Source organism: Providencia sp. PROV003 (assembly GCF_045040775.1).
Lineage (GTDB): Bacteria > Pseudomonadota > Gammaproteobacteria > Enterobacterales > Enterobacteriaceae > Providencia > Providencia huashanensis.
In genome coordinates this window covers 4,260,263-4,286,869 of record NZ_CP096369.1, presented here as the reverse complement: position 1 = coordinate 4,286,869, position 26,607 = coordinate 4,260,263, and the positions used below count along the sequence as shown (strand labels likewise).

Here is a 26,607-nt window from a genome sequence, read left to right as displayed (position 1 = left end):
TTATTTTAATAAAAGTTTAGCTTAGCGTTTCATTGAGCTAATTAATGTTGCTCCCCAGATAATTAAGCCTTTTACAATATATTGTACATAAGGGGAAATACCGAGTAAATTTAAGCCATTATTGAGAACACCTAATATCATTGCTCCAATTAAGGTTCCGATAATCATTCCTCGGCCACCAGCGATGGATGCACCACCAAGCACAACGGCGGCAATAGCATCTAATTCAAAGCCTACACCTGCATTAGGTTGGCCACTCATAACACGGGAAGTAAAAATAAGGCCAGCGAATGCCGCGGTAAAACCACTAATCACATAAACTAACATTTTATAGCGTTCGACACGGATACCACTAAGACGAGCGGCTTCTTCATTACCTCCGATAGCATAAATATAGCGACCAAATGAAACGTGGTTTAAAACAACATAAAAAATTAAGTAAAGCCCCAGCATTAATAAAATAGGAACTTGTATCCCCATTAATTCTTCACGTCCCCAAAAAGCAAATTCTTGGGGGAGCCCTGAAACAGGATAGCCACCGGTATAAATTAATGCTAAGCCTTTGGCGATTATCATGGCACCAAGTGTGACAATGATAGGTGGCATTTTACCGTAAGCGGCTAATATTCCATTAATAAAACCGAATGCAATACCTGATAATAGGCCAAGAGCGATTGCGGCATAGGGGTCCATGCCATAATATTTCATTAAACCCGCCATTAAAGTTCCAGAAAGAGCCATAACAGCACCGACTGACAGGTCAATCCCCCCGGTCAAAATAGCAAATGTCATACCAATAGCAATAATGGCATTAATTGAAACCTGACGAGCAATCGTTGAAAGATTATTTACCGTTAAGAAATGCTCATTAAAAATGGACATACATGTAAATAAAAGAATTAAACCAACGAGTGGTAAAAATGCAGGTATTTTTGTTAGCTTAGAAAAACTAAATTTATTTTTAGTTAATGGAATAGCACTTTGATTAGACATAGTCATTATCCTATATAATATTGCCGGCTGCATGTACCATGATCTGAGTTGAGTTTATATCGTCCCCATTTAACTCAGCGGCAATTTCACCATCTCGAAAAACTAAAACTCGGTCACTAACACCGATAACTTCTGGCAACTCTGATGAAATCATAATGATAGAAATCCCTTTTTCAGTCAGAGAGCGCATTAACTGATAGATTTCTGATTTCGCACCAACATCAATTCCTCGAGTAGGCTCATCGAAAATAAGAATTTTAGCTTGCTTATTTAGCCAGCGAGCAATAACAACTTTTTGCTGATTACCACCACTTAAAGTGGAAACGGCAGTGTGAGGCTCTGGTGTTTTAACTTTTACTTGAGAAATTAATTCAATAGATAAAGTGAGTTCTTTTTTATTTTGGATTAAAAATAATTTTTGAGCGTGGTTATTTAACCAAATATTCTCTTTTACAGAGAAAGGCAAAACAAGTCCTTGAGTTTTTCGACTTTCAGGTAATAAACCAATTCCTAATTGTAAAGCCGTCGCAGCTGATTTAATTTTGACTTCTTTACCTTCTAAAATAACTTTTTTCTTATAGGATTTATCAGCACCAATCATGGCAAGAATGGTTTCGGTACGGCCTGAGCCGACTAAACCAGCTAACCCTAATATCTCCCCTTTTTTTAACTGAATATGGTTTACAGGGCTATTAGCAAAACGCTGGACCTCAGCATCTAAAATGACCTCTTGTTGATCAAATTGGCGCTTATGAGGGTAAATATTTTCTACTTCACGACCGACCATCATTTCGATAATCACATCTAAATCGGTATCATCGACTTTACGCGAACCGATGTATTGACCATCGCGTAATACGCTGATAGTGTCACAAATCTCATAAATTTCTTCTAAATGGTGAGAAATAAAAAACATCCCAACCCCTTTAGCTTTTAAATCACGCATCACATCAAATAAATGATTGGCTTCATTTGGTGTTAATGTCGCTGTAGGCTCATCTAATACGAGGATTTTTGCATCTAAAGAAAGTGCTTTTGCAATTTCGACAAATTGTTGTTCTGCGATACTTAAATGGCTAATAGGTTCATCAATATTAATATTCACACCTAGCTCAGCTAATATCTCCTGAGACTTTTTACGCATTGATTTTCTATCTAATAAACCAAGTTTATTCTTTAACTCTCTATTTAAAAAAATATTTTCAAAAGCATTTAAATAAGGAATTAGTGAAAACTCTTGGAAAATAATACCCACACCCGCTTTAATGGCGTCTCTGTAGTTATGAAACGTATGTTCCTTACCTTCAATCAGAATTTGCCCGCTATCAGGTTTATGTATTCCACATAAAACTTTCATTAGCGTTGATTTGCCTGCGCCATTTTCACCTAATAATGCGTGAACCTCTCCTTTTTCCAAAGAGAGATTGATATTATCTAACGCCTTAACCCCAGGGAAAGTTTTGCTGACATCTTTTAATGCTAATAATTGCATCATATTGCTTCCCTATATTTTCTTCACCGCTTAAAAATGGGTAACAAAGTCATTTGGAAGATAAATATTCCAATATGCATTTTATTATTAATTGTTATTGGAGATGTATTGCACCTATACATAGGATATGGGTGCAATACATTATTTATAAAACGAACGATTACCAGTGGAAATCTTTAGCGTTAGTTTTGTCGATTAACTTAACATCAATAGGGACTTCTTTCGGTACGTTAGCGCCCCAATATTTTGCTAGCCCCATTGCTAAGCCAATGCGGACTTGGTCACGCGGGAACTGCGCAGAAGTTGCGATAAACGGAGAGTTACCTTTTGCAATTTCAGCAACAGCTTCAGGTGAACCATCAACACTGACCAATTTCACATCACGACCAGAGGATTCAATTGCGGCTAATGCACCTAAAGAACCGACATCATTAACACTAAAGATCCCGTTTAGTGTAGGGTTAGCTTGTAGCATGTTTTCTGTGACATTCATTGCAGTATCACGCTCTTGCTTACCGTTCAATTTAGTCACAATCTTGATATTTGGATATTCTTTCATGGCGGCTTCGAAACCGCGAACACGTTCTAGAATTGGGACTACTGGAATACCATCTAAAATAGCGACTTCACCTTTACCACCAAGTGCTTCACCTAGGCGTTTACCTGCCATTAAGCCCGCATCGTAGTTTTTAGAACCTACAAAAGAGTCTATTGGCCCATTTGCTTGCGCATCAATAGCGATGACAACGACGCCGGCTTTCTTCGCTGCAAGTACTGCAGTTTCAGCACCGACACTATCGGCTGGGTTGATTAGCAAAATATCGATTTTTTTCTGTAACATATCTTCGATATCGCTGGTTTGTTTTGAGACATCATGAGCGGCGTCAGAAATATATAATTGTGCACCCATATCGCCTGTTGCGCTCTCTAAGGCTTCTTTCATGGTGACAAAATACTCGTTATTTAGCTCTTGAAACGACATGCCAACGGAAACTGGTTTAGCCGTAGCGTTAAACGCCATACCTAAGGTTAGTACACTTGCAGCTACAGCTAACTTTTTGAATTTACTCAACATAAGATGTTCTCCTAAACGAGCGTTTAATTATATGTAGGGTATTACTTTGTTTAATGTTTATTTGAATTATCAATTGCGACAAACGGTTAATATATTTATGGTTTAATGACGACTTTAATTGAGTCTGCCGATTTGGCCATAACAAAGGCTTCTTCCCAATCATCGATGGAGTAGAAGTGGGTAACGATATCATCGGCACTGACTAAACCACGGCTAAATAGGTCGATAGCGACTTCATAGCTGTATGGGCCTAAGTGAGCTCCGCGGATATCTAATTCTTTACGGTCACCAATAATCGACCAGTCAACGGTTGTTTCTTTGCCAAAGACGCTAAACTCAACGAAACGCCCCAATTTACGGATCATTTCTAGGCCTTGAGTAACGCCAATAGGTGCGCCTGTCGCTTCGATATAAACATCGCAACCGTAGCCTTCGGTCATCTCTTTAACTAGTTTGATGGCGTCTTCTTTAAGCGGGTTGATCACCACGTCAGCCCCAAATTTTTTTGCTAGCTCAAGGCGTTCATCAATAGCATCGATAACGACCAGTTTTTTCGGAGTTTTCAGTTTAGCAACTTGGATCATGCATAATCCAAGAGGCCCAGCACCGGCAATGACGACGACGTCATTTAAGTCAATATCACCACGGCGTACCGTGTGAATAGCACAAGCCATTGGCTCAATTAAAGCGGCATCTTTATCCGAAAGTTCATCAGGGATTTTGTGAATAATTGCACGTTCAGAAAACCGCATATATTCAGCCATACCACCATCGGCAACTTCTTTTTGGAAGCCATAGATATCATGGGTTTCACACATCCAGTATTTACCAGATTTACAGAAACGGCATTCCCAACAAGGAACGATTTGTTCTGCTAGTATGCGGTCACCTACCTTTAATTTAAATTTTTCGGCAGAGCCTTCACCTAATTCAGCGACACGACCATAAAATTCATGGCCTGGCACTACAGGTGCTTTGATCCACGGGTCATCTCCCCAGAACATTTGAGCACCATCATTCGCTTTACAGTCACCAGCACAGATCCCGCACCCATCGACTTTGATAACAACTTCTCTATATCCTGGTATTGGTCTTTTTATATTTTCAAATCGGTAATCATGGGGACCATGACAAACAACGGCTTTCATTTTTTCAGGTAGCTTACTCATGTTCTAAAACCTCTTTCTAGTTGTTAGCCCTAATGTTGACGTCAACATTAAGCGTTTTTTTTATAACTCATGACTTGATTTTTTAACGCTTAACTATCAATAACGGTACGAATGTAAGAAAAATGGTTATTTAATGTTATAGATAAAATAAATTTTTTTTAATATGACGACGTCGTCATTTTTGAAGCTAGGTATTTAAAAAACTAAAATTTGTGATTTAAATCCTAATTTTAGTCGTCTCTCTAAGTGTTTTCATTAGTAAATGGGAACGCTATGGATGTTTGTAATGCAATGAAATTAAACATAAAAAAATTCTCATTTCTCGATTTACTTCTTTTTAAGAAATGAATGTAACGCCGAGTATAATTATTTTAACTATTTTCAGAAGAGGGGAATGTATGCAAAAACATTTCAGCTCACATTTTTCAATGAAAATAATTTTAATGATTATCAAATAAAGTGATCTATATTGGTGAAATAGCCATTATTTTAAGAAATAAAATTTTATTTAAAAAGACTAAACAGAGTAATAGATAATTTTGATTGGTTATTGCTACTATTTTTATTAAGAATGACTTTTACAAAAAAAGAGCTTTATACTTTGTTGTAATTTATCAAGCAAAGCATAAAGCCAATTAGAGCCAATATTTAACTTCATTTTGTTAAGGAAACTGTCGAACTACTATTAAATAAAGTGGTGCGAGGGGGATTCTCTCGCACCGAAAGCAGAAGGTTAAACGACCATCGGTGCAATGATAAAACCGAAGGCGACACCTGCAATTATTCCGCCTAGCCCTGGTAACATAAATGGGTGATTTAAAATGTATTTTCCGACGCGTGTAGAACCGGTTGAGTCAAACTCTATTGCGGCTAAAGACGTTGGATAGGTAGGCAGAACAAAAACCCCAGTGACGGCGACAAAAGATGCCAATATAGCCCATGTTGGAACATCTAAGGCAATGGCTAAAGGAATAATTAATGGTGTGGTGGCACCTTGTGAGTAGAGTAATGCGCAGGTAAAAAATAGCACTAAAGCTAACAAAATAGGGTAGGCGGATAATACATCTCCAGCGATGGCTTTAATTTGGTCCATATGCGCATCGACAAATGTAGTTCCTAAAGTCACGATACCTAATATGACCGCGAGGGAGCTCATTCCTGAACGGAAAGTTGGCGCTAAAACAATTGAATTTGGCGATGTTTTACAAAAAACAACCATTAAACACGCAGCACTGAGCATACAGATAATGATGATATCTCGAGTTCCCATGGGTTTACCAATATCAAAACCAGGGCGCAATTGAGGGAATGCAGCTAGTATAACGATAGCAAACGTCGCAATAATAAATAGGACGACAGAGAATTTTTCTCTCGTAGTGCTCTCGCCTTTTTTCTCTTCGTATTTATGAACTAACCCTTTTTGTAGGCGTTCTAAATAAACCTCATCATCTTCTAGTTCACAGCCTTGGCGTGATGCGATAAATGCTGCGACCATTGCTGCGACGAAAGAGGCTGGTAGACAAACAGACATAACCACAATAAAGGTAACACCATTCCCTTCCATAATGGTTAACATGGCAGCCATCGCCGCACTGATTGGCGAACCAGAAATGGCGATTTGGGATGCAACAACTGAGCCTGCTAAGGTTCTGGATGGGCGGATACCCGAATCTTTCGCAATTTCAGCAATCACGGGGAGCATGGAGAACACAATAAAGCCGGTTCCTGCCATGATAGTCATTACCCAAGTTGTAATTGGTGCTATAATATTCAAATACTTAGGGTTTTTACGCATAAATTTGCTGGCAAGGCGTACCAAGTAATCCATACCTCCAGCAGCTTGTAATGCGGACGCTGCAACTACGACGGTCATAATAATTAAAATAACATCGACAGGGGGAGAGCCTATAGGTAAACCAAATCCAATCGTTAAGACGGCTAAACCTAATCCACCGCATAGCCCTATACCTATTCCTCCCATACGTATACCGAAGAAAATTGCGCCTAATACCACAATGATTTCTAGCCAAACCATAATCGTCTCCAATAGACAATATATTGTCATTAGTAATATAAAAATTAATTTTTGATAATTAATATGAGTTATAAATGTTTTTATGCGTTTCTATTTATCATTAGATTTTGTCGCCCAACTCTATTTTCATACCAATGAATACTGGCTCTGACTAATGAGCTGGTTGAGTCAATGTATTTTTCAGGGTATTTATTTGTTTCATTTTCAAGAATGACGGGAACTTCAGTACAACCTAAAACAATAATTTCAGCACCTCGGGAAAATAATAATTCGGCTTGTTCTTTCATGATGGATTCCGCTGTTTTTTTATTTCCCGACTTTAATAAATAAATGCTTTTCATTACCATTTCTTGGCTTTTAATATCTGGAGTAATACACTTTAATTTTTCACTCTCTATATTTTTTTGATATAACCCCATAAGCATAGTGGCATTGGTTGCTAATAAACCGATATGTTTTTTCTTAGTGGCTAGCACTTCCATCATTGTCGTTTCAACAATACTTAGCATATCGACGTGACAGGCCTGCTTGAGCTCGTCAAACCAAAAATGTGCAGTATTACAAGGGATAACAATACATTCAGCACCAGCAGTTTCGAGTTTTTTTAAATAATCAGTCATTAAGGGCAAGGGGGATACGCCATGGTTTAATAACGCTTCAGTACGGTCTGGAATATCAGGAATGGATGATATTATTAAAGGGATATGCTCTTGGTCTTTATTTGCGACAGTATAGTTCACAAATTTATTAAATAAATCGACGGTGGCAGCAGGCCCCATTCCTCCTAACACTCCAATTAAACCTTTCATTTTAATACTCCTGCCTCATACACCTTATTTTATAAAATAAGGGTAGTGAGATGTTATATTACTTAAATTATTTAACATATAAGTTAATATTTAATTAGCTATTAACTTATTTATCCCTGATTAATCTGTGGATAATATTTATCAATGTTTATCTAGGAAGAGAAATGCAAGTAAGTATGGTTTGATGCAAGATACGCATTAAAAATTAATCCTAAAATTAAATTATTTTAATAATGTAAGCTGAAAGGCTGAGTAGCATTGGCTTTGTGGAAAAGATATGAAATAAATAAAATTAGTTTTTGATTTTTGTTAATGTTTTAAATGGCAGGCTTATGCATAATACAAATAATGAATCTACAATATCAGCTTAATATTTTAACTAACAATTAACTTAAGATATCAATAAAAAAACTTTTAATGTTTTATATTTTAACAGCAAGTCCACTTAAGGCTTAATAACATGAAAAATATAGAAACAAAGTGGCTATATGATTTTTTAACACTGGAGTCATGTCGGCATTTTTCTCATGCAGCAGAACAACGAAATATTTCTCAACCTGCTTTTAGTCGCCGAATCAAGGCATTAGAAGAAGCAATAGGTGTTGAATTGTTTGATAGAACCACATCCCCTTTACAGCTTTCTGAAGAAGGCAAAATATTCCATTCCCAAGCTCGTAGCTTATTGCAGCAATTAGAATGTAACTTAAATGAATTATCTGGGCACAATGTGCTGAGTCTGCCCAATATTAAAATTGCTGCGGCGCATTCGCTGTCATTAAGCTTATTGCCTAAGTTAGTTCATGCATTATCAGGTTATGGGGAAGAATTTGTCTATCATGTTGAAGCCATTGATGTGGTTCAAGTGGTAAATACGTTGCGAGAAGGGAAGAGCGATTTTATCATTTCATTTTATGATGAGGATTTAATGCAGTCGCCATTTTCTTGTTTAAATGTGTTTGAGTCCGAGTTGTACCCAATTTGTGCAGCGGATGAGTTTGGCAAACCGTTATTTGATATCTACCAACCTCAAGTACCGTTATTGAACTACACCAGTGCTTCTTATATGGGAAGGTTAGTTAATCGTCGATTAAGTGAGTTTGGTGCGATTAACTCTAAAACACTCTTTATGTCATCAATGAGCGAATTGCTAAAAAATATGGCATTGGATGGTCATGGAATTGCATGGTTACCGATTTACTCGGTAGTTAATGAGTTAAAAGAAAAAAAAACTAGTCTGTCTCAACACCCCAGAATTAACGATACCTATTCAAGCTTACATTTACCGCATGGATACTCGCTTGAATAAAACAGCAGAGGATTTTTGGCGTATTTTAAAGAAAAATATTCCAGAAGATTTACGGCATTTGTAATGGAAAAGGAATAATTTATGATACATAACATCTGGATATATTGAGCGTTATCCTACGATGATATTGATGGGGTCTTAGCTGGTAATTAAGTCATAAGGTGTATAAAAGACCTCTATTTAGGTAGCCAGATTAATTATGTAGCCTTAATTTTAGCTTGTATTCCGTCAATGATTATCAGCGCTTGGGGTCTTACCCTGAAAAATAGCTTTAGTTTTTAGTGAATGTTTAAGCTTATCGTTGCTGAGAGAGTATTTTTGGGTGTGTGACCAACACCTATTTGGAAAACATGTTTAGGTTTCTTTAAAGAAAACTTTAATTTACTCTCTTTTAGATTATCTTATTTGGATTGGTTATTTGTGGTTAAAAGAAAAAAAGTACTTTAATAGACAAAATATTATTAATGTATTCTCTTCAGCGTTAGCTAAAAATGAGAATGAGCGTCAATAAGTTTTGACTTTACTTAAAAATTGATTATCGGAACTGTATTAAATACTAAGCTTTTACATATCTGTGATATGGCAAAATCAGCCTACTGTTATAGGTAATTTTTGCTATAGCTTTTTCCCTTAGGGGCTGCTCATATATTAGGGTAAGCTTTGGTTTTTATATAACCATCTGTAATTAAAGGGTTTGTTTTTATCGATATGTTGTGAAGTAGCAGGCTTGGGATGAAAAAGCTTGCCGGATAAGTCGAGTAGTTATTTGCTTATGCTAACGAAAAATTTAAAAATATAGTAGGTGCTTTTTATTTGGATATTAAAAAACAGAGGAATATCATTTATTGACAATTGAAAAATGAACTAATTGTTTTTATTGAATTTAGTTTCGATTTTTTTATTGATAATCTTACTGATCACTCTATTATGAGTATAGTTTCAATTATAAATCATTTCTAATATTTAAATATTGTTATGTTAATTTAGGAGTATCCATGGAGAATATATTGTCAATTTTGGATGTCCCAAATACTGCATTTATGCTGCTTTGTACGAGCCTTGTTATGCTAATGACTCCTGGACTTGCTTTTTTCTATGGTGGATTAGTCTCTCGTAAAAGCGTTATTACTATTATGTCCCAGAGTTTTTTTTCTATGGGGTGGGTGGCAATTATTTGGTTTGTAGTTGGTTATTCATTATCGTTCGGTCCCTCGATTAATGGGATTGTCGGTGACCCATTTTATTATGCATTCTTGAATAACATAAGCCCTCAAACGATGTATACCGGTAATGATGGCGGCTTACCAATACTGGTTCATTTTGGATATCAAATGATGTTTGCGATTATTACTCCAGCCTTAATTACCGGGGCTTTCGCAAATAGAGTTAATTTCCCTGCTTATCTCGTATTCTTAACCCTATGGACATTATTTGTCTATGCACCGTTCGTTCATATGGTGTGGAGCCCAGATGGTATTTTTGCTAAATGGGGCGTTGTTGATTTTGCGGGGGGTATTGTCGTTCACGCAACAGCAGGTTTCGCTGCAATTGCTTCAGCGTTATATGTCGGTAAAAGAGCCGTTAAATCGGATGGTACTCACAATATTCCGTATATTGCACTTGGCGCGGCTTTATTGTGGTTCGGTTGGTATGGTTTTAACGCGGGCTCTGAATTGCAAGTCAATACTGTAACTGTTTCAGCGTTTATTACTACAGATATCGCCGCCGCATTTGCAGCAATTACTTGGTTTATTATTGAACGCTTCCATACAGGAAAACCTAAACTTGTCGGTTTTTTAACAGGGGCTGTAGCAGGGTTAGCTACTATCACACCGGCTTCGGGGTATGTTTCAATAGGTTCTGCAGCAATTATTGGGGTTATTGCCAGTATCGTCTGCTATACCTGTGTTTTCTTAGTCCGACGCCATTTAGATGATGCATTAGATGTTTTCGGTGTGCACGGTGTCGGTGGTATTACAGGCTCAATTTTAGTCGGTGTATTTGCATCAACGGTTTGGAATGCGAAAGGTCCCGCGGGGTTAATTGAAGGTAACGGCATGCAAATTGTGAAGCAAACTGTAGCTGTTGTCTTTACCAGTATTTGGTCCTTTGTCTTTACAATCTTAATTCTTTGGATAATCAATAAATTTACGCCAGTTAGAGTCGACCAAAATGCGGTTGGTGACAATTTAGATATTGTTGGATTTGACGAAGACGCGTACCGAGAAAAAGCAGATTAGTTAGCAAATATATTATTTCTTGCAGTTTATCCTAATTGGTGGGTTTATTTGAACCATCGGTTGGGGTAGCTGCTAAATACAGCTGGTAATTTAGGATGGGTATATGAAAAAGAAAATAGCAATAGCTATTCAGGCTATTTGTTTTATGGGGCTATCGATGGGTGCAAATGCTGCGACCGATACACAGCAACCACAAACTTTGCGTCTAGCGATTGGCTCTGAACCAACCGAGGGGTTTGACCCAATGTTAGGTTGGAGCCACGGCAGCTATTTACTTTTACATAGCCCATTACTCAAGCAAAAAGCGGATTTGTCATGGCATAGTTACATGCTTGAGAAATATGAACATTCAGATGATGGTAAAGAGTGGACATTAAAATTAAAGGATGGACTTAAATTCTCCGATGGCTCCCCTTTAACGGCAAAAGATGTCGTTTTTACCTATAACAATGCCGCAGCAAGTGGTGGAAAAGTGGATATGGGGAACTTTGCTAAAGCGCAGGAGATTGACCCATCAACCGTTAAAATCACATTATCCTCACCCCAAAGCACCTTTATTAACGTTTTGGGCTCATTAGGCATTGTTTCAGCAGATAAATATGATGCAAAAAAATATGCACATAACCCTATCGGAGCAGGCCCCTACCGTTTAGTGAATTTCCAGCCGGGCCAGCAATTAATCGTAGAAAGAAACCCTTTCTATGCGGGGCCTAAAAACGATTTCGATAAAATGGTTTTTGTCTTTCTCAATGAAGATGGCGCTTTTGCTGCCGCTCAAAGTGGTGAACTAGATATTGTACGCATTCCCGCAGCTGTCGCGAGTAATGCTAAAGATGTCAAAAGTATGAAACTAATTGAACGCCATAGTGTTGAAAACCGAGGGATTTCATTCCCAATTCCGCCAGCGGGCGAGAAAAATGCCTCAGGCGACCCAATTGGTAACGACATTACTTCTGATGTCGCTATTCGCAAAGCGATCAATTACGCCATTGACCGCAAACTATTAGCAGATGCTGTTTTAGAAGGTTTTGCTATTCCTGCTTATACGGGCGTTGAAGGCTTGCCTTGGAATAACCCTCAATCTTCGTTTAAAGATGGAGATATTGAAAAAGCGAAATCTATACTGGAAGACGCTGGCTGGAAAATTAATAAAGACGGCTTAAGAGAAAAAGACGGTAAGGTTGCGAAATTGACACTGTGGTATGCCAGTGGTGATAGCACTCGTCGTGATTTAGCTCAAGCCGTAAGGGCTAGCTTAAAGCCGATTGGCATTGAGATGGATTTAAAATCAGGCAGTTGGGAAACCGTGGAAAAGTACATGCATGCCAACCCAACATTATTTGGCTGGGGGAGCCTTGACCCAATGGAACTGGTGCATAACTACAGCAGCAAAGCGGCGGGTGTCGGGTTTTATAACGCAGGTTACTATAAAAACCCCGCAGTTGATAAGGTGATAGAAGAAGCACTTCGCCAACCAGATCAAGATGCAGCTATTCCATTTTGGCAAAAAGTGGATTGGGATGGACAAACAGGAACTGGTATTCAAGGTGACGCCGCTTGGGCTTGGTTAATGAACGTACAACACCTTTATTTATTGAATAACTGTGTTGAGCTAGGTAAAGGGGCACCTGAAATTCACGGTTCATGGTCAGTGTTGAATAATGTTGATGACTGGGCTTGGACCTGCAAGTAATGCGGACAACCATAGGGCTTTTGTTCAGGTTTATCTGTTTATTAGTGGTGACTGCATTTGGGGTTTTTATTCTCCTTAGCTATTCACCTATAGACCCAATTAAAGCCTATATTGGTAATGATTTAATGCATGTTCCCCCAGACCAGTATCCGTTGATTGCGGCTCGCTGGGGGCTTGACCAACCATTGTGGATGCAGTTTTGGCGTTGGTTTTCTCAGTTGTTACAAGGTGATATGGGGTATTCCATGCTCTATAACATCCCTGTATCACAGGTGATTACCGATAGGTTAGCGCCATCGTTAGCTTTGTTATTATCGGCGTGGCTGTTTTCTGGGGTGATTGGTTTTGGTTTGGGGCTGATAGCAGGGCGCTACCTAAATAGATGGCCAGATAAAATTATTTCAACGCTATCTTATTTATTGGCGTCGATCCCCGTTTTTTGGGTTGGTTTACTGTTATTGTCACTTTTTGCTGTTTCACTACAGTGGGCACCGATTTGTTGCGCTTGGCCGATTGGCTTAGATGAACAATCATCCACACTGTCACAAAAAGTGCACCATCTTGTGTTACCTGTAGTGGCTCTAGGGATGTTAGGCATTGGTAATATAGCTCTGCATACTCGTTCGAAAGTTGCTGAGGTGATGAACAGTGAGTTTATCCACTACGCGAAAGCTCAAGGGGATAAAGGGTGGTCGATGATAAGCTTTCATGTGGTAAAACATGCGATTACACCCGCAATATGTTTACAGTTCGCCTCTATTGGTGAGTTGCTCAGCGGAGCATTACTAGCAGAAAAAGTGTTTGCTTATCCTGGATTAGGCCAAGCAACCATTGATGCTGGCTTACGTGGTGACATCCCTTTGTTAATGGGGATCGTGATGCTATGTGCGGTAGTGATTTTCTTTAGTAATAGTATCTCTGACATGATGCTTAAGAGAGTGAATAAAGGGGTACTCCGAGAGCCATGACTTATAACCCAAATAAAGCCTTAATTAAGTTAGTTATTTCATTGTTATGTTTATTGGTTTTAGGGGCTTATGCCGCATGGCTTTCTCAAACTGATGTGGATGTGAATTTACTCGACCGTCGACAAGCGCCTTCATGGGCACATTTATTCGGTACGGATAATTTAGGTAGAGACTTGTGGGACAGAGTATTTCAAGGAATAGCGACCAGCTTACAAATTGGCACCACCGCAGCATTATCGAGTGGAGTGATAGCGCTTGTGATGGCAAGTTTATCTTCGTTCAGTAGGACGATGGATTATGTTATTCGTGGCTGTATTGACTCCCTGTTAGCCTTGCCTCACTTGCTATTATTGATATTGATTTGCTTTACGTTAGGTGGTGGAAAAGTGGGCGTAATTTGGGCTGTTGCTTTGACTCACTGGCCAAAGCTAACGTTGGTCTTACGTTCCGAGTTGCTTCGAGTGCAACAAACAGATTACATCATGTTATCGAAACGGATTGGAAATAGTGCGCTTTACCGATGCCGATATGACTATTTACCGATGATCCTTTCACAATGGTTAGTAGGGACGTTATTGATGTTCCCACATGCGATATTACACAGTGCGGCATTGAGTTTTTTGGGTTTTGGTTTGTCTCCACATGAAGCATCGTTAGGTATTTTACTTTCCGATGCATTGCGTTACTTAAGTACTGGTGCGTGGTGGTTAGCCATGTTTCCGGGCGTCGCATTAGTTGGGTTAGTGCTGTTATTTGATCAGTTTGCTAAAGCGGTACAACAATTATGGTTGAGGAGCGATTGATGCTAAGTTTTGATAACCTAACGATTGATGTTGCGAAATTTCGCTGGCTAGGCAAAAAGCGTTGGTCTCCACTTTTACAAGATATCTCATTGGATATTGCGCCAGGTGAAATGGTTGCATTGGTAGGAGGAAGTGGAGAAGGGAAAAGTTTACTTCTACAAAGTAGTTTAGGTTTATTACCTGAAAATATGCGTTGTCGCGGTGATATTGTATTAAATGGGTGCCAGTTGACAGAAAAGTCAAAACAACAATATCGCGGTAATTCACTGTGCTATATCCCACAAGGGGTTAGTGCATTAAATCCACTCATTAAGATAGGCCCTCAACTTGAACGTGCTGCGGTATTAAGTGGGCAGCATATTAAAATGCATGACGTTGCATTGCACTTACAGCAATACAATTTACAAGCAGATTTAATTCATAGTTATCCCAATAAGCTTTCAGGGGGAATGGCAAAACGCGTTCTCGCTTGTAGCGCGACGCTCTCCCAAGCTGAATATATTCTTGCGGATGAAATTTCATCATGGCTAGATGATGAACATGCGATACAACTTCTACAACATATCAAATCTCTTTGCTTTGCTGGTAAAGGTGTTTTATGGGTTACTCACGACCTTGCAATGGCGGTGCGTTTTGCTGATCGCATTGCGTTATTGCGTAATGGTGTTTTAGAAGAAGTACTCAGCAGTGAAATATTAAAGCAAGGCGGAGGAGGGAAGTGGTTTCAATCTCTATGGAATTCTTTGCCTGAACAACAGTTTATGAATTGGACTCAGTGAATAAATATTATTTAAAAATTAAATGTAGGAAGTCATCAATAAATAAAAACTCTTATTTCGATTATCTTAATTTGAATGTTTATTGGTGTGAATTTTATTTATTTAACTCGTCGTTATTAGATATTTAACTCAATTTATATTTAAAAATAAAATGAGTTATTCGCTCATAAAATGATTACTTATCAGTATTAACACTAAGCTTTATCAATTGAGGAGGCGTTATGCAGTTAACCCCAAGAGAAATTGAAAAATTGATGGTTTACACACTTGCTGATGTGGCTGAAAAACGCCGCGCACGTGGCGTGAAATTAAATTATCCCGAAGCCGTTGCCATTATCACGGTTACTGCACTTGAAGGTGCCCGTGATGGTAAAACCGTTGAGGATGTGATGAAAGAAGCAGCGACTGTTTTAACAAAAAAAGACGTTATGGATGGCGTGGAAGACTTAATTCCAAATGTTCAAGTAGAAGCTATTTTTACTGATGGTACTCGCTTAGTGACCGTCCATAATCCGATTAAATAAATGAAGGATGAGGTGAAATATGAGTAATTCAAAAACAAACATTAAAGCCCCGACTCCTTTAGGTGGTGTTATTTTTGCAGATGAGCCTATTGAGTTCAACGTTGGCAAACCTGAAACAAAAATTAAAGTCCGTAATACCGGTGACAGGCCTGTGCAAATTGGTTCCCACTTTCATTTTTTTGAAGTTAACCATGCATTAGAGTTCGACCGTGCAGCGGCTTACGGTAAGCGTTTAAATATTGCCTCTACAACGGCAATTCGTTTTGAGCCAGGTGATGAAGTAGAAGTTTCACTGATCCCTTATGGCGGAAAACAAAGTGTCTATGGGTTTAATAACCTTGTTGATGGTTGGGCGGGTGACAACGTTGCCGCTACTGAACGTCCTGCTAAAGCAATCGCCTTAAATAAAGCAATTGCTCGTGGTTTTAAGCATAAGGAACAGTAAGCGCGTTAGATGTCAGTAATGATGAATAACAATGCACCTTCTTAACATTAAAGGTAAATAACATGCCAAAAATTTCTAGACAAGAATACAACGGTTTATTCGGGCCAACAGTAGGCGATAAAATTCGTTTAGGCGATACCGACTTATATATTGAAATCGAAAAAGATTTACGTGGATATGGCGAAGAGTCTGTCTATGGTGGAGGTAAATCTTTACGTGATGGTATGGGAGCAAATAACACTTTTACCAGCGACAATGGCGTTTTAGATTTAGTTATCACTAACGTCACCATCGTGGATGCACGTTTAGGTGTCATTAAAGCCGATGTGGGGATTAAAGCGGGTAAAATTGTTGGTGTAGGGAAAAGTGGTAACCCAAATATTCAAGATAACATCACACCAGGCATGGTTGTCGGGGTATCTACGGATGCTATCTCTGGTGAACATTTAATCCTAACGGCTGCCGGTATTGATACCCATATCCACTTGATTTCTCCGCAACAAGCCTATGCCGCGTTATCAAATGGTGTGACAACTTTCTTTGGTGGCGGTATTGGCCCAACTGATGGAACTAACGGTACAACAGTGACGGCAGGCCCTTGGAACATGCGCTCTATGTTACGTGCTATCGAAGGTTTACCTATTAACGTGGGTATTTTAGGGAAAGGTAACTCGTATACACGTGAGCCACTTATCGAACAATTAGTTGCAGGTGCTGCGGGGCTGAAAGTTCACGAAGACTGGGGCGCAACAGGGAACGCTATTCGTCATGCGTTACGTATTGCTGATGAATTTGATGTACAAATCTCAGTGCATACAGACAGCTTAAATGAAGGTGGTTATGTTGAAGACACCATCGAGGCCTTTGAAGGTAGAACTATTCACACCTACCATACAGAAGGTGCGGGTGGTGGACATGCTCCAGATATCATTAAAGTTGTTAGCCAACCTAACGTATTACCAAGTTCAACCAACCCAACGTTACCGTTTGGCGTGAATAGCCAGTCAGAGCTATTTGACATGATCATGGTATGTCATAACCTGAACCCAAATATCCCTTCGGATGTGTCATTTGCGGAAAGCCGTGTTCGCCCTGAAACCATTGCAGCAGAAAACGTGCTGCATGATATGGGCGCTATTTCGATGTTCTCAAGTGACTCACAAGCGATGGGGCGTGTGGGGGAAAACTGGCTACGTATTGTCCAGACTGCGAACGCCATGAAAGCTTCCCGTGGCAAGCTACCTGAAGATGCTCCGGGTAATGATAACTTCCGTGTTCTGCGTTACGTGGCAAAAATCACTATCAACCCTGCAATTGCTCAAGGCATCAGCCATATCTTAGGCTCGATTGAAGTTGGCAAAATGGCCGATCTCGTATTATGGGACCCACGTATGTTTGGGGCTAAACCAAAACTGGTCATTAAAGGTGGCATGATCAACTGGGCTGCAATGGGTGATCCAAATGCATCCTTGCCAACACCTCAGCCTGTTTTCTATCGTCCAATGTTTGGTGCGATGGGTAAAACTGTCAATGACACCTGTGTGACTTTCGTTTCACAAGCAGCATTAGATGATGACATTAAAGAAAAAGCCGATCTTGAGCGCCAAGTGGTTGCAGTCAATAACTGCCGAGCAATCGGGAAACGTGATTTAGTGCGTAACGGTGAAACACCAAATATCGAAGTTGATCCTGAAACTTTTGCTGTAAAAGTGAATGGTGAACACGCAACTTGCCAGCCGATTAGCGAAGCTGCAATGAACCAACGTTATTTCTTTAGCTAATCAGTACATGTTTGGATTATCTGCCCGCCGGTGGTGGGCAGAATTAACATAAAAGGTAATATTATGATCATTATTGAACATATTCTTGGCAATGTTAAAAAAGACCCAGTGTGGCAAGCACGTCAGAAAAATGCTGATGTTGATATTTTGATCCTCGATCAACGAGAAGCTCAGAAAAGTCGCTGCCGTAAAAATACCGAAAAAGGCCAAGATTTAGGTATCGCGCTGGACAGGAATGTCTTGTTATCTGATGGCGACGTTTTGCTATTTGATGAAGCTACCAACGCAATGACGATAGTTCAGATCTCCTTACGTGACGTCATGATGGTCAACTTATCCCACCTAAAAAATCTAAGTACAGAAGAACATATTCGTATTAGCTTCGAATTAGGGCATGCATTAGGTAACCAACACTGGAAAGCCGTTTTAAAGGGAGACCTTGTTTACGTACCGCTAACGGTAAGTGAAAAGGTAATGGGGTCGGTCATGCGAACGCATGGTTTTGGTGAAGACACCTTTACCTTCGTGAAGGGCGAAACTATTTTACCTGAATTGAGCCACTCTGAAGCGCGTTTATTATTTGGTGGGGCAGAAGAAACGGATACGCATGTTCATGTGGAATTAGGGCAGATCCACGGACACAGCCATAGTCATGGGCACAGCCACGATCACAACCATGATCATCATCATGACCATGGGCACTCTCATACACACAAATAACGTTCGTGTTAATGAGTAAGGAAAGTGATATGGAAGCATCTGACCTAATTAGAATTATGCAGTTTGGTGATTCAGCATTGCCAATTGGTGCATTTACATTTTCAAATGGGGTTGAATCCGCCATTCAAAAAGGTGTTGTCCACGACAAAGAAACGCTGAAATCCTTTGTTCACACGTCTTTGAAGGTTGCTGCACATTCAGATTGCATTGCTATTGTGGCTGCACATCGCGCCACTCTTGCTCAAGATAGCGACACATTGGCGAAAATTGATTGGGCTGTAAATAACCGCAAGCTGAATGAAGAAGCACGAATAATGACAACCCGAATGGGGAAAAAACTCGCTGAAATCTCAGTTCATATTTTTGAAGATCCACTAGTGAGTGGATGGCTTGCAAAAATCAAAGCGAATGAGGTTCCGGGAACCCAGCCGGTGATACAAGCCATGGTTATGGCAGTACAAGGAATAACAGAAAGAGATGTTGTCGTGATGCACCAATATGGTATTGCCATGACAATTTTAAGTGCGGCGATGCGATTAATGCGTATCACTCACTATGAAACTCAGCATATTCTTTTTGAATTAAATGAAGAAATTAAGGTTTTTTGTGACATCGCAGCCTGTGGTGACATAGAACAAATGTCCTCATATGTTCCTGTTATTGATGTCTTAGCTGCGGTACACACTAAATCATTTGTCCGTTTGTTTATGAACTAACGAACAACTAAAAATTTTGGGGAAAAACGATGAAAAAAATGACTCGGATCGGAATTGGTGGGCCTGTTGGCTCAGGAAAAACTGCAATTATTGAAGTGATCACCCCGATCCTTATTGAAAGAGGCATTAAGCCGCTAATCATCACAAACGATATTGTGACGACCGAAGATGCGAAACAAGTAAAACGTACCTTGAAAGGTATTCTTGATGAAGAGAAAATTTTAGGTGTTGAAACGGGGGCATGTCCTCACACCGCGGTACGTGAAGACCCAAGCATGAACATTGCTGCAGTTGAAGATATGGAAGAACGTTTCCCTGATAGCGACGTGATCATGATTGAAAGTGGTGGCGATAACCTTACTTTAACTTTTAGTCCTGCACTAGCAGACTTCTACATCTATGTCATTGATGTAGCTGAAGGTGAAAAAATTCCACGTAAAAATGGCCCAGGTTTAGTACAAGCTGATATTTTAGTTATTAATAAGATTGACTTAGCGCCTTATGTTGGTGCTAGCCTTGAAGTGATGGAGCACGACACGAAAATTGTTCGTGGCGACCGTCCCTATGTACTAACCAACTGTAAAACAGGGGAAGGGGTTATTGAGTTGGTTGATATGATCATGGATAAATTCCTCTTTACGCACCAAGTTCCAAGGGGGTAAAGATGACGAATTTCAGGGCAGATATAGCAAATACTCCAACGCGTGTTAAAGCTCATATTTTAGGCAGCAATGCACCTGAACTCGCCGCATATCAAGATGAACCGAAACAAATGCAAAGTGGTGCTGTTGGTAAAAGTGGTTACTTAAAATTAAGGTTCGCTCAAGGTGAATATCGTAGTGAGCTGGTGGAAATGGAGCGTCGTGTTCCCTCATTAGTGCAAAAAGCACTTTATTGGGATGAACTGATGCCCCAACTGCCTTGTGTCACGATGATTTCAACTTCAGGTAGCCTATTACAAGGTGACCGACAAGCCCTTGATATTATTGTTGAAAAGGGGGCTTGTGCTCATGTGACAACGCAGTCTGCGACCAAAGTTCATATGATGGAAGCGAACTACGCCACACAGTACCAGAATATTGTCGTTGAGGAAGATGGGTATTTAGAATATTTACCAGACCCGATCATTCCTCACCGTAATTCTCGGTTTATTACTGACACGCGGATTAATATTCATCCAAGTGCAACGATGATTTACTCAGAAATACTGATGTCAGGTCGAAAATATCATCACCCAGATGAGCAGTTTGGGTTTGATGTTTTTTCATCACATATTCGAGCAGAGTCATCGTTAAATAAAGAGTTGTTTGTTGAAAAATATATTTTAGAGCCCAAAAAGGCACCGCTAAACATTACTGCGGTTATGGATAGCTTCGATACTTTTGGCAATGTGATTTTACTGACACCTAAAATTCATCATGAACGCATTTTAGAACGGTTAGATGCGATATATGACCCGAAAAATGAAATTGCTTTTGGGGCAACTCAATTACCGAATGAGAGTGGGTTAATATTTAAAGCATTGGGGGTTGATAGTCCAAAAGTGAAGGATGCCGTCAGGTATTTTTGGCAAATAGCGAGAGAAGAAATATTAGGTATTTCGCTACAAGAACCTTTTTTATGGCGTTAAATATTTTTTAGCAATGAGATACACAGTAGTCATAAAGTGACTGAAATAACCTGTTGGGTTATCAAGGTAATTTATTAATATATTATCAGTAGAGTGATTTTTATAATTTCTCTACTGATATTCCTATTAAGGAATTTCACGATGGAAAAAACAATAAACCAGAACGCTTGGAATAAGTTGGCCAGCGAAAATATAGCGATACAATTTATTGATATCGTTTTGCGTGGCTGTGCTCAAGTTATGTTTCAAAATAACGCACTAACCGGACTTCTATTTTTTATTGCGATTTTCATCGGTGCTTTTTTAGAAGGGATGCCGCAAGTCGCTCTAGGTTGTTTGTTAGGCACCGTTGTCGCTACACTTACAGCTTATATTAGTAAGTTAGATACTGAATCGTTGCGTTCAGGGCTTTATGGTTATAATGGCTGCTTAGTTGGAGTTGCACTACCGACTTTTTTAGAGAATACCCCATTTGTTTGGTTAACTATCGTATTAGGGAGCATTGTTTCCGTTATAGCCACTATCTCTTTAATGGATTTTCTAAAAAATTGGAAAGTCGCAGCATTAACTGCTCCTTTTGTTTTAGTATCATGGATTATTCTGCTCGCGAGTTATAACTTCTTAGGTATTGAAGGCGTTGCGTTACCAACTCCTGCTCTGCCAAAACAACTTATTGAACCTATTGGGTCAATTCCTCACAGTGACCTAATCGCTGATATTTTTCGTGGTGTTTCTGAAGTATTTTTACTTAGCAGCATGGTTGTCGGTATCATTTTTGTAATTGGTCTAGCGGTGAGTTCTATGTGGGCGGCGATATTTGCCGTATTTGGTTCTCTTCTTGCTTTTATCGTTGCGACCTTTTTAAAAGGTGATTTTGCGAGTATTCACACTGGTTTATATTCATTTAGCGCTGTATTAACCGCGATTGCTCTAGGTTCTACGTTTAATAAACCGAGCTATCGGGTGGTGGTTTATGCCATCGTTGGTGTGATATTCACCGTATTTGTTCAAGGCGCACTCGACATTATTCTTGAACCATTTGGTATCCCGACTTTAACGATGCCATTTGTTCTAGCATCATGGCTATTTTTAGTACCGAACCAAGATATTATGCCTAAGCATCGGCAATAATATTGCAATAAAACTTTTTGGTATTCAATTATGAAAAAAAATGCAATATATAAATATATTCAAAATATGAGAATGCTACGCATAGTGCTCTCATTATTAATACTTGCTGATGGGGGCTTGATTATTTCCCCCATCATTTCAACTTATGATTTCCATTTATACTCGCAGCATCTAGGTTTTGTTGATTGGCTACAATCTTTAGGTTTAGTTAAATTATTAGATATTCCAAGGTTTGCTATTGGTGTAGTGCTCATTATTCTTGCTATTCCTGTTTATTTAGGACTGCGTATAGGTTGGTTATTTAGCTGCTTTATGCTGTTCATTATTATGTTAATTAACTTGGTATTAGCGAGAGAAAATGCGCTGACTGGAACCTTTTCACTAATAGTGTTGATTATTGCCATTGCAAATTGGAAAGCATTTAATCGCCATAGCTTATCTGGCGCTGGCTTTGTTGCTTTTATGAGCTTAAGCGTCCTACTGGGCTATTCTGTATTTGGGACTTTGTATTTAGGCGAACAATTTCAACCTCATGTTACTGATATCTCATCCGCATTCTATTTCGCTTTAGTTTGTATGACGACAGTCGGGTTTGGCGATATTATTCCGATTAGTGTTGAAGCTAGGTTATTTACAATTTCGATTGTTATTTTAGGTATTACAATTTTTACAACCTCTATTGTCTATTTCCTAGGGGTATTTGCAAAGAGCACACAAGAAATTGTTAAGAAGAGATTATTTCGTATGAAAAACCATTACATTATTGTTGGCGCAAGCCCTTTAGCTTTAAACACCTACCACGGATTAAGAAAACGCGACTTAGACGTCATGGTACTTTGCCATGAAGAACAGAAAAAGAACTATCCAGATAATGCGCAAGTTATTGCCACGGAGAAAATTAATAAACATACATTAAATAGCGCTAATTTAGGCCAGGCTAAAGCATTATTTATTCTAGGTAGCTCTGATTCTGAAAATACTATTTCTATGTTAGCGGCGAAAGAAATTGTTGGCGGAAACATTAAAAGTGTTATTGCTGTCAATGATGATAAAAATTACGAAAACATGCAGTTATTGCATGCAGACTTGCTTATTTCTCTCTCATCTTTAGGGAGTGAAGTGTTGATTAAAATGATTTTTGGAGAAAATATTAATAACCAAGTGATGGAAAATATTATCTTTTCAAACAACATCTTAGATTCATAGTATGCAGGGTCTCAATTGTATAATTGCTGTTATGGAATATCTACAGCTTTATCATTTATACGAAGAAATAAAAATATAGATAAGAGATAGAGAATTTATTATGGATCTAACCGTTATTATTTTTATTTTAGTGTACGTCGCAATGGCTTTTGGGACTTTCCCTGGGATTAAAATTGACCGTACTGGCGCATCTGTAGCGGGTGCATTGGCCATGATAGGGTTTGGGATTATCTCGCCAAAATTATCTTGGGATGCTATTGATTACAGTGCAATTGGGCTATTATTTGGTTTAATGGTGGTATCCGCATCATTTACGGTATCAGGTTTTTATCACCAAGCGGCTCAAAAAGTCGCTAGCTTAAATATTAGCCCACCCAAATTAATGGCGGTTTTCATTATTGTTGGGGCACTTCTTGCTTCAGTACTTACAAACGATATTGTTGTCGTTGCAATGACGCCTTTATTGGTGTCTATCACGTTATCTCGAGGCCTTAACCCTATTCCTTTTTTACTTGGCTTTTGCTTTGCTGCCAATAATGGTGCCGCCGGTTCTTTAATTGGTAGCCCTAAAAATATGGTTGTTGCACAAGGATTGGACTTATCTTTTATTGGAATACTCAATATTACGGCTATTCCAGTATTATTTTCAATTCCAATTGTATGGTGTGTGATTTCCTTACTTTATCGTAACCGCTGGTATTTATCTGAAGATAAAAAATCATTAATGTCTAGTGGTGAGCCTTCAGTTATTGAATTTAATTGGTGGGAAACAATAAAGGCCGCTACAGTTTTATTTGCTGTTATTTTGGCTTTTTTATTCAGTGATTTGCCGCGTGAGCTTGTTGCATTATCGGCAGCATGCTTTTTATTGTTAAACAGAAAAATAGCGTCCAGTGACATGTTAAAGCATGTTGATGGTGACTTAATTCTGCTAATGATGGGGCTATTTATTATTAATGCCGCATTTTCAAATACGGGTATTCCTCAAGAGATACTACATTACTTATTGGGTAAAGGTATCGACCTAAATAGCCCGATTACGTTATTTTTAGTCACCATCGTGATGAGTATTTTTGTCGGAACCACACCAACGGTTATTTTATTGATCCAGTTTGTTTACCCTCATGGCAATGTTGATCTACTCGGTGCAGCGTTAATTTTAGGTGCTTGTTTTGCAGGTAATATATTTATATTCGGTAGTATTGCTGGAATTATTGCCGTTGAACAATCTTCAGCCCACGGCATTAAAATATCGTTTTTAGAGTTCACTAGATCTGGCGGTATTATTTCCATCATTTGTATTTTTATTGCTGTTGTTTGGTTATCCATCTATTAGCTTATAGAGAGCTGAAAATATGTTAGAAGTTAAAAACTTATGTATAAAGCAAGATAACCGAACCTTATGGGATTCGCTTTCTTTTTCACTGGATAAAAATGAGCGATTAGGGATTTCAGCACCGAGTGGTTTTGGTAAAACAACCTTGGGCCGTGTATTAGCACAATGGCAAATACCGACCCAAGGAAATGTATTATTTAATGGTAAAAGTTTATCTCAAAAAGAATATTGTCCTATTCAGTTAGTTCCTCAGCACCCTGAAAAATGTTTTAACCCGTACCGGACAGTAGGGGAAAGTGTTAGGGATGCTTGGGAGCCTGACCCATACTACCTTGAAAGGTTGTTCATTAAATCAGAGTGGTTGGTTAGAAGGCCAAGTGAGCTTTCTGGTGGTGAACTTGCTCGAATTGCCTTATTAAGAGCCTTAGACCCAAGAACAAAAATATTAATTGCGGATGAAATTACCGCACAGTTAGATGCGCATTTACAGAAAGATATATGGCAGTTTTTAATTCAACTTTCGGAAGAAAGACCATTATCGATGATTGTTTTTAGTCATAATAAGTTCCTATTGGAAAAGGTGTGTACATTGGTTTGGAATATGGCAATATCAGAATGAATTATCTTATAAAGCTAAATAAGATTACTGGCTATTTAATATCGTCATTTAACGATTATTGATTAACGATGTTCAATTAATGTGTGTGCTTTAATTTAAATTCTAAAAACGATGTCTTTATATCTATGATATTAAATAGAGGGCGTTGCAATGGTAGCTGTTGATATTTTATTAGTCGGTTTTGGCGGCGGTATTGGTTCATTACTGCGGTGGTGGATTGGTCGCTTAGTGGGGGAGCGCTATCATGGGAAATTCCCATTATCAACATTCATTATTAATATTTCAGGAGCATTTGTTATTGGTTTTTTAAGCCGTTATTTTGCGATCGATTGGGATGACCGTTATGGTGCATTTCTACAATCAGCAATTTTAACTGGATTACTGGGGGGGTATACAACGTTCAGTAGTATGCAGCTTGATGCCTTGAAGTTAACTCAAACTAGACAAAAATTGCTCGCCTTATTTTATTTATTACTTTCGGTTTTAGTTGGGTTAGCTGCGGCATTTACTGGTGCTTGGTTAGCAAACTAACAGGGGCTAAAAATGAATATCATGATCTTAGTTTTTATTGGTGGTGCAATTGGTGCAATTTGTCGCGAGTTATTGATGATATCTGTTCCAACCATGAATGACCATTTCCCTCTTGACATATTTATAGCAAATATCGTCGCATCCTTATTGTTGGGTATTGTTGCAGGCTTACTTATGAGAAATAAAATAAGCCAAGGGATGAATGCTTTTTTAGCTACAGGGATCATGGGAGGGTTATCGACATTTTCCAGCTTTGTGTATGGAGCAGTGGAAATAATGAAGTACCCACAGTTCTTCTTAGTTGCAATAAGCTATTTGGTTTTAAGTATCGTTATCGGGTTTGTTGCGATTTATATCGGATACTCAGTAGGTAATAAGCAATATAGTTAATTATCATACTAATATTTTTAAATTTATAAGAGAATAAGAGGTTTTGAAATGAAAATAGGTAAATCAATATGGCATGGGATCACTTCAAAGCCTTATAGATTACAATTATTTTTTGATATAATACTGTTAATATTATCACCTGTGATCTTCATAAGTATAATTGGCTTTGATACTAAAACTCTAGATATGGATGTTTTTATTGTTACATTAGTTATT

24 protein-coding genes and 1 pseudogene are annotated in these 26,607 nt (G+C 38.7%); 19 read left to right on the top strand and 6 right to left on the bottom strand.

What is annotated here, in order from left to right:
- Nucleotides 1-21: 21 nt before the first annotated feature.
- The 6 genes from M1F14_RS19680 to M1F14_RS19655 all read right to left on the bottom strand — a co-directional run bounded on the left by M1F14_RS19680 (nucleotide 22) and on the right by M1F14_RS19655 (nucleotide 7,573).
- Nucleotides 22-999 carry an ABC transporter permease gene (locus M1F14_RS19680; RefSeq protein WP_370661210.1) on the bottom strand — a complete coding sequence of 326 codons (978 nt, stop codon included), beginning with the start codon at nucleotides 997-999 and terminating at the stop codon, nucleotides 22-24.
- Nucleotides 1,000-1,003: 4 nt separating this feature from the next.
- The gene (locus M1F14_RS19675; protein WP_042848784.1) at nucleotides 1,004-2,488 is read right to left on the bottom strand and encodes a sugar ABC transporter ATP-binding protein; all 1,485 of its coding nucleotides are present in this window, start codon (nucleotides 2,486-2,488) and stop codon (nucleotides 1,004-1,006) included.
- Nucleotides 2,489-2,645: 157 nt separating this feature from the next.
- Complete coding sequence (locus tag M1F14_RS19670; RefSeq protein WP_370661211.1) at nucleotides 2,646-3,506, bottom strand: ABC transporter substrate-binding protein; 861 nt, start codon at nucleotides 3,504-3,506, stop codon at nucleotides 2,646-2,648.
- Nucleotides 3,507-3,655: 149 nt separating this feature from the next.
- The gene (locus M1F14_RS19665; RefSeq protein ID WP_042848783.1) at nucleotides 3,656-4,729 is read right to left on the bottom strand and encodes a zinc-binding dehydrogenase; all 1,074 of its coding nucleotides are present in this window, start codon (nucleotides 4,727-4,729) and stop codon (nucleotides 3,656-3,658) included.
- A 733-nt stretch (nucleotides 4,730-5,462) separates the two neighbouring features.
- Entirely contained in the window at nucleotides 5,463-6,764 is a 1,302-nt protein-coding gene (locus tag M1F14_RS19660) for an anaerobic C4-dicarboxylate transporter (protein ID WP_042848782.1), read from the bottom strand.
- Nucleotides 6,765-6,844: 80 nt separating this feature from the next.
- Nucleotides 6,845-7,573 (bottom strand): aspartate/glutamate racemase family protein, encoded by a 729-nt coding sequence (locus tag M1F14_RS19655; protein ID WP_071547764.1) that lies wholly within the window; start codon nucleotides 7,571-7,573, stop codon nucleotides 6,845-6,847.
- A 460-nt stretch (nucleotides 7,574-8,033) separates the two neighbouring features.
- On the opposite strand from M1F14_RS19655, the pseudogene hypT reads away from it, so the two are divergent.
- The 19 genes and pseudogenes from hypT to M1F14_RS19560 all read left to right on the top strand — a co-directional run bounded on the left by hypT (nucleotide 8,034) and on the right by M1F14_RS19560 (nucleotide 26,391).
- Nucleotides 8,034-8,943, top strand: a pseudogene (hypT, locus tag M1F14_RS19650) (hypochlorite stress DNA-binding transcriptional regulator HypT).
- Between the two features lie 931 nt (nucleotides 8,944-9,874).
- Nucleotides 9,875-11,119, top strand: coding sequence for an ammonium transporter (locus M1F14_RS19645; RefSeq protein WP_042848779.1), 1,245 nt, complete (start codon nucleotides 9,875-9,877; stop codon nucleotides 11,117-11,119).
- 103 nt (nucleotides 11,120-11,222) lie between these two features.
- Entirely contained in the window at nucleotides 11,223-12,812 is a 1,590-nt protein-coding gene (locus M1F14_RS19640; RefSeq protein ID WP_071547765.1) for an ABC transporter substrate-binding protein, read from the top strand.
- Nucleotides 12,797-13,780 carry an ABC transporter permease gene (locus tag M1F14_RS19635; protein WP_370661901.1) on the top strand — a complete coding sequence of 328 codons (984 nt, stop codon included), beginning with the start codon at nucleotides 12,797-12,799 and terminating at the stop codon, nucleotides 13,778-13,780. The genes M1F14_RS19640 and M1F14_RS19635 overlap by 16 nt, the downstream gene beginning before the upstream one ends.
- Entirely contained in the window at nucleotides 13,777-14,583 is an 807-nt protein-coding gene (locus M1F14_RS19630; protein ID WP_042848776.1) for an ABC transporter permease, read from the top strand. The genes M1F14_RS19635 and M1F14_RS19630 overlap by 4 nt, the downstream gene beginning before the upstream one ends.
- The gene (locus tag M1F14_RS19625; RefSeq protein WP_042848775.1) at nucleotides 14,583-15,362 is read left to right on the top strand and encodes an ATP-binding cassette domain-containing protein; all 780 of its coding nucleotides are present in this window, start codon (nucleotides 14,583-14,585) and stop codon (nucleotides 15,360-15,362) included. Before M1F14_RS19630 ends, M1F14_RS19625 begins: the two co-directional genes overlap by 1 nt.
- A gap of 221 nt (nucleotides 15,363-15,583) precedes the next feature.
- Complete coding sequence (locus M1F14_RS19620; RefSeq protein ID WP_042848774.1) at nucleotides 15,584-15,886, top strand: urease subunit gamma; 303 nt, start codon at nucleotides 15,584-15,586, stop codon at nucleotides 15,884-15,886.
- Between the two features lie 19 nt (nucleotides 15,887-15,905).
- A complete protein-coding gene (locus tag M1F14_RS19615; protein WP_042848773.1) occupies nucleotides 15,906-16,331 on the top strand; it encodes an urease subunit beta in 426 nt (141 codons plus the stop codon).
- Between the two features lie 62 nt (nucleotides 16,332-16,393).
- A complete protein-coding gene (locus M1F14_RS19610) occupies nucleotides 16,394-18,112 on the top strand; it encodes an urease subunit alpha (protein WP_181469112.1) in 1,719 nt (572 codons plus the stop codon).
- Nucleotides 18,113-18,175: 63 nt separating this feature from the next.
- A complete protein-coding gene (ureE, locus tag M1F14_RS19605; RefSeq protein WP_042848771.1) occupies nucleotides 18,176-18,832 on the top strand; it encodes an urease accessory protein UreE in 657 nt (218 codons plus the stop codon).
- 29 nt (nucleotides 18,833-18,861) lie between these two features.
- Nucleotides 18,862-19,548, top strand: a complete 687-nt coding sequence (locus M1F14_RS19600) for an urease accessory protein UreF (protein WP_042848770.1) — start codon at nucleotides 18,862-18,864, stop codon at nucleotides 19,546-19,548.
- A 29-nt stretch (nucleotides 19,549-19,577) separates the two neighbouring features.
- Entirely contained in the window at nucleotides 19,578-20,210 is a 633-nt protein-coding gene (gene ureG, locus M1F14_RS19595) for an urease accessory protein UreG (RefSeq protein WP_042848769.1), read from the top strand.
- 2 nt (nucleotides 20,211-20,212) lie between these two features.
- A complete protein-coding gene (locus tag M1F14_RS19590) occupies nucleotides 20,213-21,178 on the top strand; it encodes an urease accessory protein UreD (RefSeq protein ID WP_181469113.1) in 966 nt (321 codons plus the stop codon).
- A gap of 141 nt (nucleotides 21,179-21,319) precedes the next feature.
- On the top strand, nucleotides 21,320-22,309 hold the full coding sequence (gene yut / locus M1F14_RS19585; RefSeq protein ID WP_042848767.1) for an urea transporter: 990 nt from the start codon (nucleotides 21,320-21,322) through the stop codon (nucleotides 22,307-22,309).
- Nucleotides 22,310-22,339: 30 nt separating this feature from the next.
- A complete protein-coding gene (locus M1F14_RS19580) occupies nucleotides 22,340-23,515 on the top strand; it encodes an ion channel (protein WP_042848766.1) in 1,176 nt (391 codons plus the stop codon).
- 100 nt (nucleotides 23,516-23,615) lie between these two features.
- On the top strand, nucleotides 23,616-24,851 hold the full coding sequence (locus M1F14_RS19575; RefSeq protein WP_042848765.1) for an SLC13 family permease: 1,236 nt from the start codon (nucleotides 23,616-23,618) through the stop codon (nucleotides 24,849-24,851).
- 19 nt (nucleotides 24,852-24,870) lie between these two features.
- The gene (locus tag M1F14_RS19570; RefSeq protein WP_071547770.1) at nucleotides 24,871-25,470 is read left to right on the top strand and encodes an ATP-binding cassette domain-containing protein; all 600 of its coding nucleotides are present in this window, start codon (nucleotides 24,871-24,873) and stop codon (nucleotides 25,468-25,470) included.
- Between the two features lie 150 nt (nucleotides 25,471-25,620).
- Nucleotides 25,621-26,001 (top strand): fluoride efflux transporter CrcB, encoded by a 381-nt coding sequence (crcB, locus tag M1F14_RS19565; protein ID WP_042848763.1) that lies wholly within the window; start codon nucleotides 25,621-25,623, stop codon nucleotides 25,999-26,001.
- A 12-nt stretch (nucleotides 26,002-26,013) separates the two neighbouring features.
- Nucleotides 26,014-26,391, top strand: a complete 378-nt coding sequence (locus tag M1F14_RS19560) for a CrcB family protein (protein ID WP_042848762.1) — start codon at nucleotides 26,014-26,016, stop codon at nucleotides 26,389-26,391.
- The last annotated feature ends 216 nt before the right edge of the window (nucleotides 26,392-26,607 follow it).

What these genes read in the sequence shown, in the direction of transcription:
- M1F14_RS19620 (WP_042848774.1), top strand. Translation starts at nt 15,584, where the DNA reads ATGCAGTTAACCCCAAGAGAAATTGAAAAATTGATGGTTTACACACTT.
- M1F14_RS19645 (WP_042848779.1), top strand. Translation starts at nt 9,875, where the DNA reads ATGGAGAATATATTGTCAATTTTGGATGTCCCAAATACTGCATTTATG.
- M1F14_RS19615 (WP_042848773.1), top strand. Translation starts at nt 15,906, where the DNA reads ATGAGTAATTCAAAAACAAACATTAAAGCCCCGACTCCTTTAGGTGGT.
- M1F14_RS19625 (WP_042848775.1), top strand. Translation starts at nt 14,583, where the DNA reads ATGCTAAGTTTTGATAACCTAACGATTGATGTTGCGAAATTTCGCTGG.
- M1F14_RS19600 (WP_042848770.1), top strand. Translation starts at nt 18,862, where the DNA reads ATGGAAGCATCTGACCTAATTAGAATTATGCAGTTTGGTGATTCAGCA.
- M1F14_RS19660 (WP_042848782.1), bottom strand. Translation starts at nt 6,764, where the DNA reads ATGGTTTGGCTAGAAATCATTGTGGTATTAGGCGCAATTTTCTTCGGT.
- M1F14_RS19570 (WP_071547770.1), top strand. Translation starts at nt 24,871, where the DNA reads ATGTTAGAAGTTAAAAACTTATGTATAAAGCAAGATAACCGAACCTTA.
- M1F14_RS19560 (WP_042848762.1), top strand. Translation starts at nt 26,014, where the DNA reads ATGAATATCATGATCTTAGTTTTTATTGGTGGTGCAATTGGTGCAATT.
- yut (WP_042848767.1), top strand. Translation starts at nt 21,320, where the DNA reads ATGGAAAAAACAATAAACCAGAACGCTTGGAATAAGTTGGCCAGCGAA.
- M1F14_RS19575 (WP_042848765.1), top strand. Translation starts at nt 23,616, where the DNA reads ATGGATCTAACCGTTATTATTTTTATTTTAGTGTACGTCGCAATGGCT.
- M1F14_RS19630 (WP_042848776.1), top strand. Translation starts at nt 13,777, where the DNA reads ATGACTTATAACCCAAATAAAGCCTTAATTAAGTTAGTTATTTCATTG.
- ureG (WP_042848769.1), top strand. Translation starts at nt 19,578, where the DNA reads ATGAAAAAAATGACTCGGATCGGAATTGGTGGGCCTGTTGGCTCAGGA.
- M1F14_RS19670 (WP_370661211.1), bottom strand. Translation starts at nt 3,506, where the DNA reads ATGGCGTTTAACGCTACGGCTAAACCAGTTTCCGTTGGCATGTCGTTT.
- M1F14_RS19590 (WP_181469113.1), top strand. Translation starts at nt 20,213, where the DNA reads ATGACGAATTTCAGGGCAGATATAGCAAATACTCCAACGCGTGTTAAA.
- M1F14_RS19640 (WP_071547765.1), top strand. Translation starts at nt 11,223, where the DNA reads ATGAAAAAGAAAATAGCAATAGCTATTCAGGCTATTTGTTTTATGGGG.
- ureE (WP_042848771.1), top strand. Translation starts at nt 18,176, where the DNA reads ATGATCATTATTGAACATATTCTTGGCAATGTTAAAAAAGACCCAGTG.
- M1F14_RS19610 (WP_181469112.1), top strand. Translation starts at nt 16,394, where the DNA reads ATGCCAAAAATTTCTAGACAAGAATACAACGGTTTATTCGGGCCAACA.
- M1F14_RS19580 (WP_042848766.1), top strand. Translation starts at nt 22,340, where the DNA reads ATGAAAAAAAATGCAATATATAAATATATTCAAAATATGAGAATGCTA.
- M1F14_RS19665 (WP_042848783.1), bottom strand. Translation starts at nt 4,729, where the DNA reads ATGAGTAAGCTACCTGAAAAAATGAAAGCCGTTGTTTGTCATGGTCCC.
- M1F14_RS19675 (WP_042848784.1), bottom strand. Translation starts at nt 2,488, where the DNA reads ATGATGCAATTATTAGCATTAAAAGATGTCAGCAAAACTTTCCCTGGG.
- crcB (WP_042848763.1), top strand. Translation starts at nt 25,621, where the DNA reads ATGGTAGCTGTTGATATTTTATTAGTCGGTTTTGGCGGCGGTATTGGT.
- M1F14_RS19680 (WP_370661210.1), bottom strand. Translation starts at nt 999, where the DNA reads ATGACTATGTCTAATCAAAGTGCTATTCCATTAACTAAAAATAAATTT.
- M1F14_RS19655 (WP_071547764.1), bottom strand. Translation starts at nt 7,573, where the DNA reads ATGAAAGGTTTAATTGGAGTGTTAGGAGGAATGGGGCCTGCTGCCACC.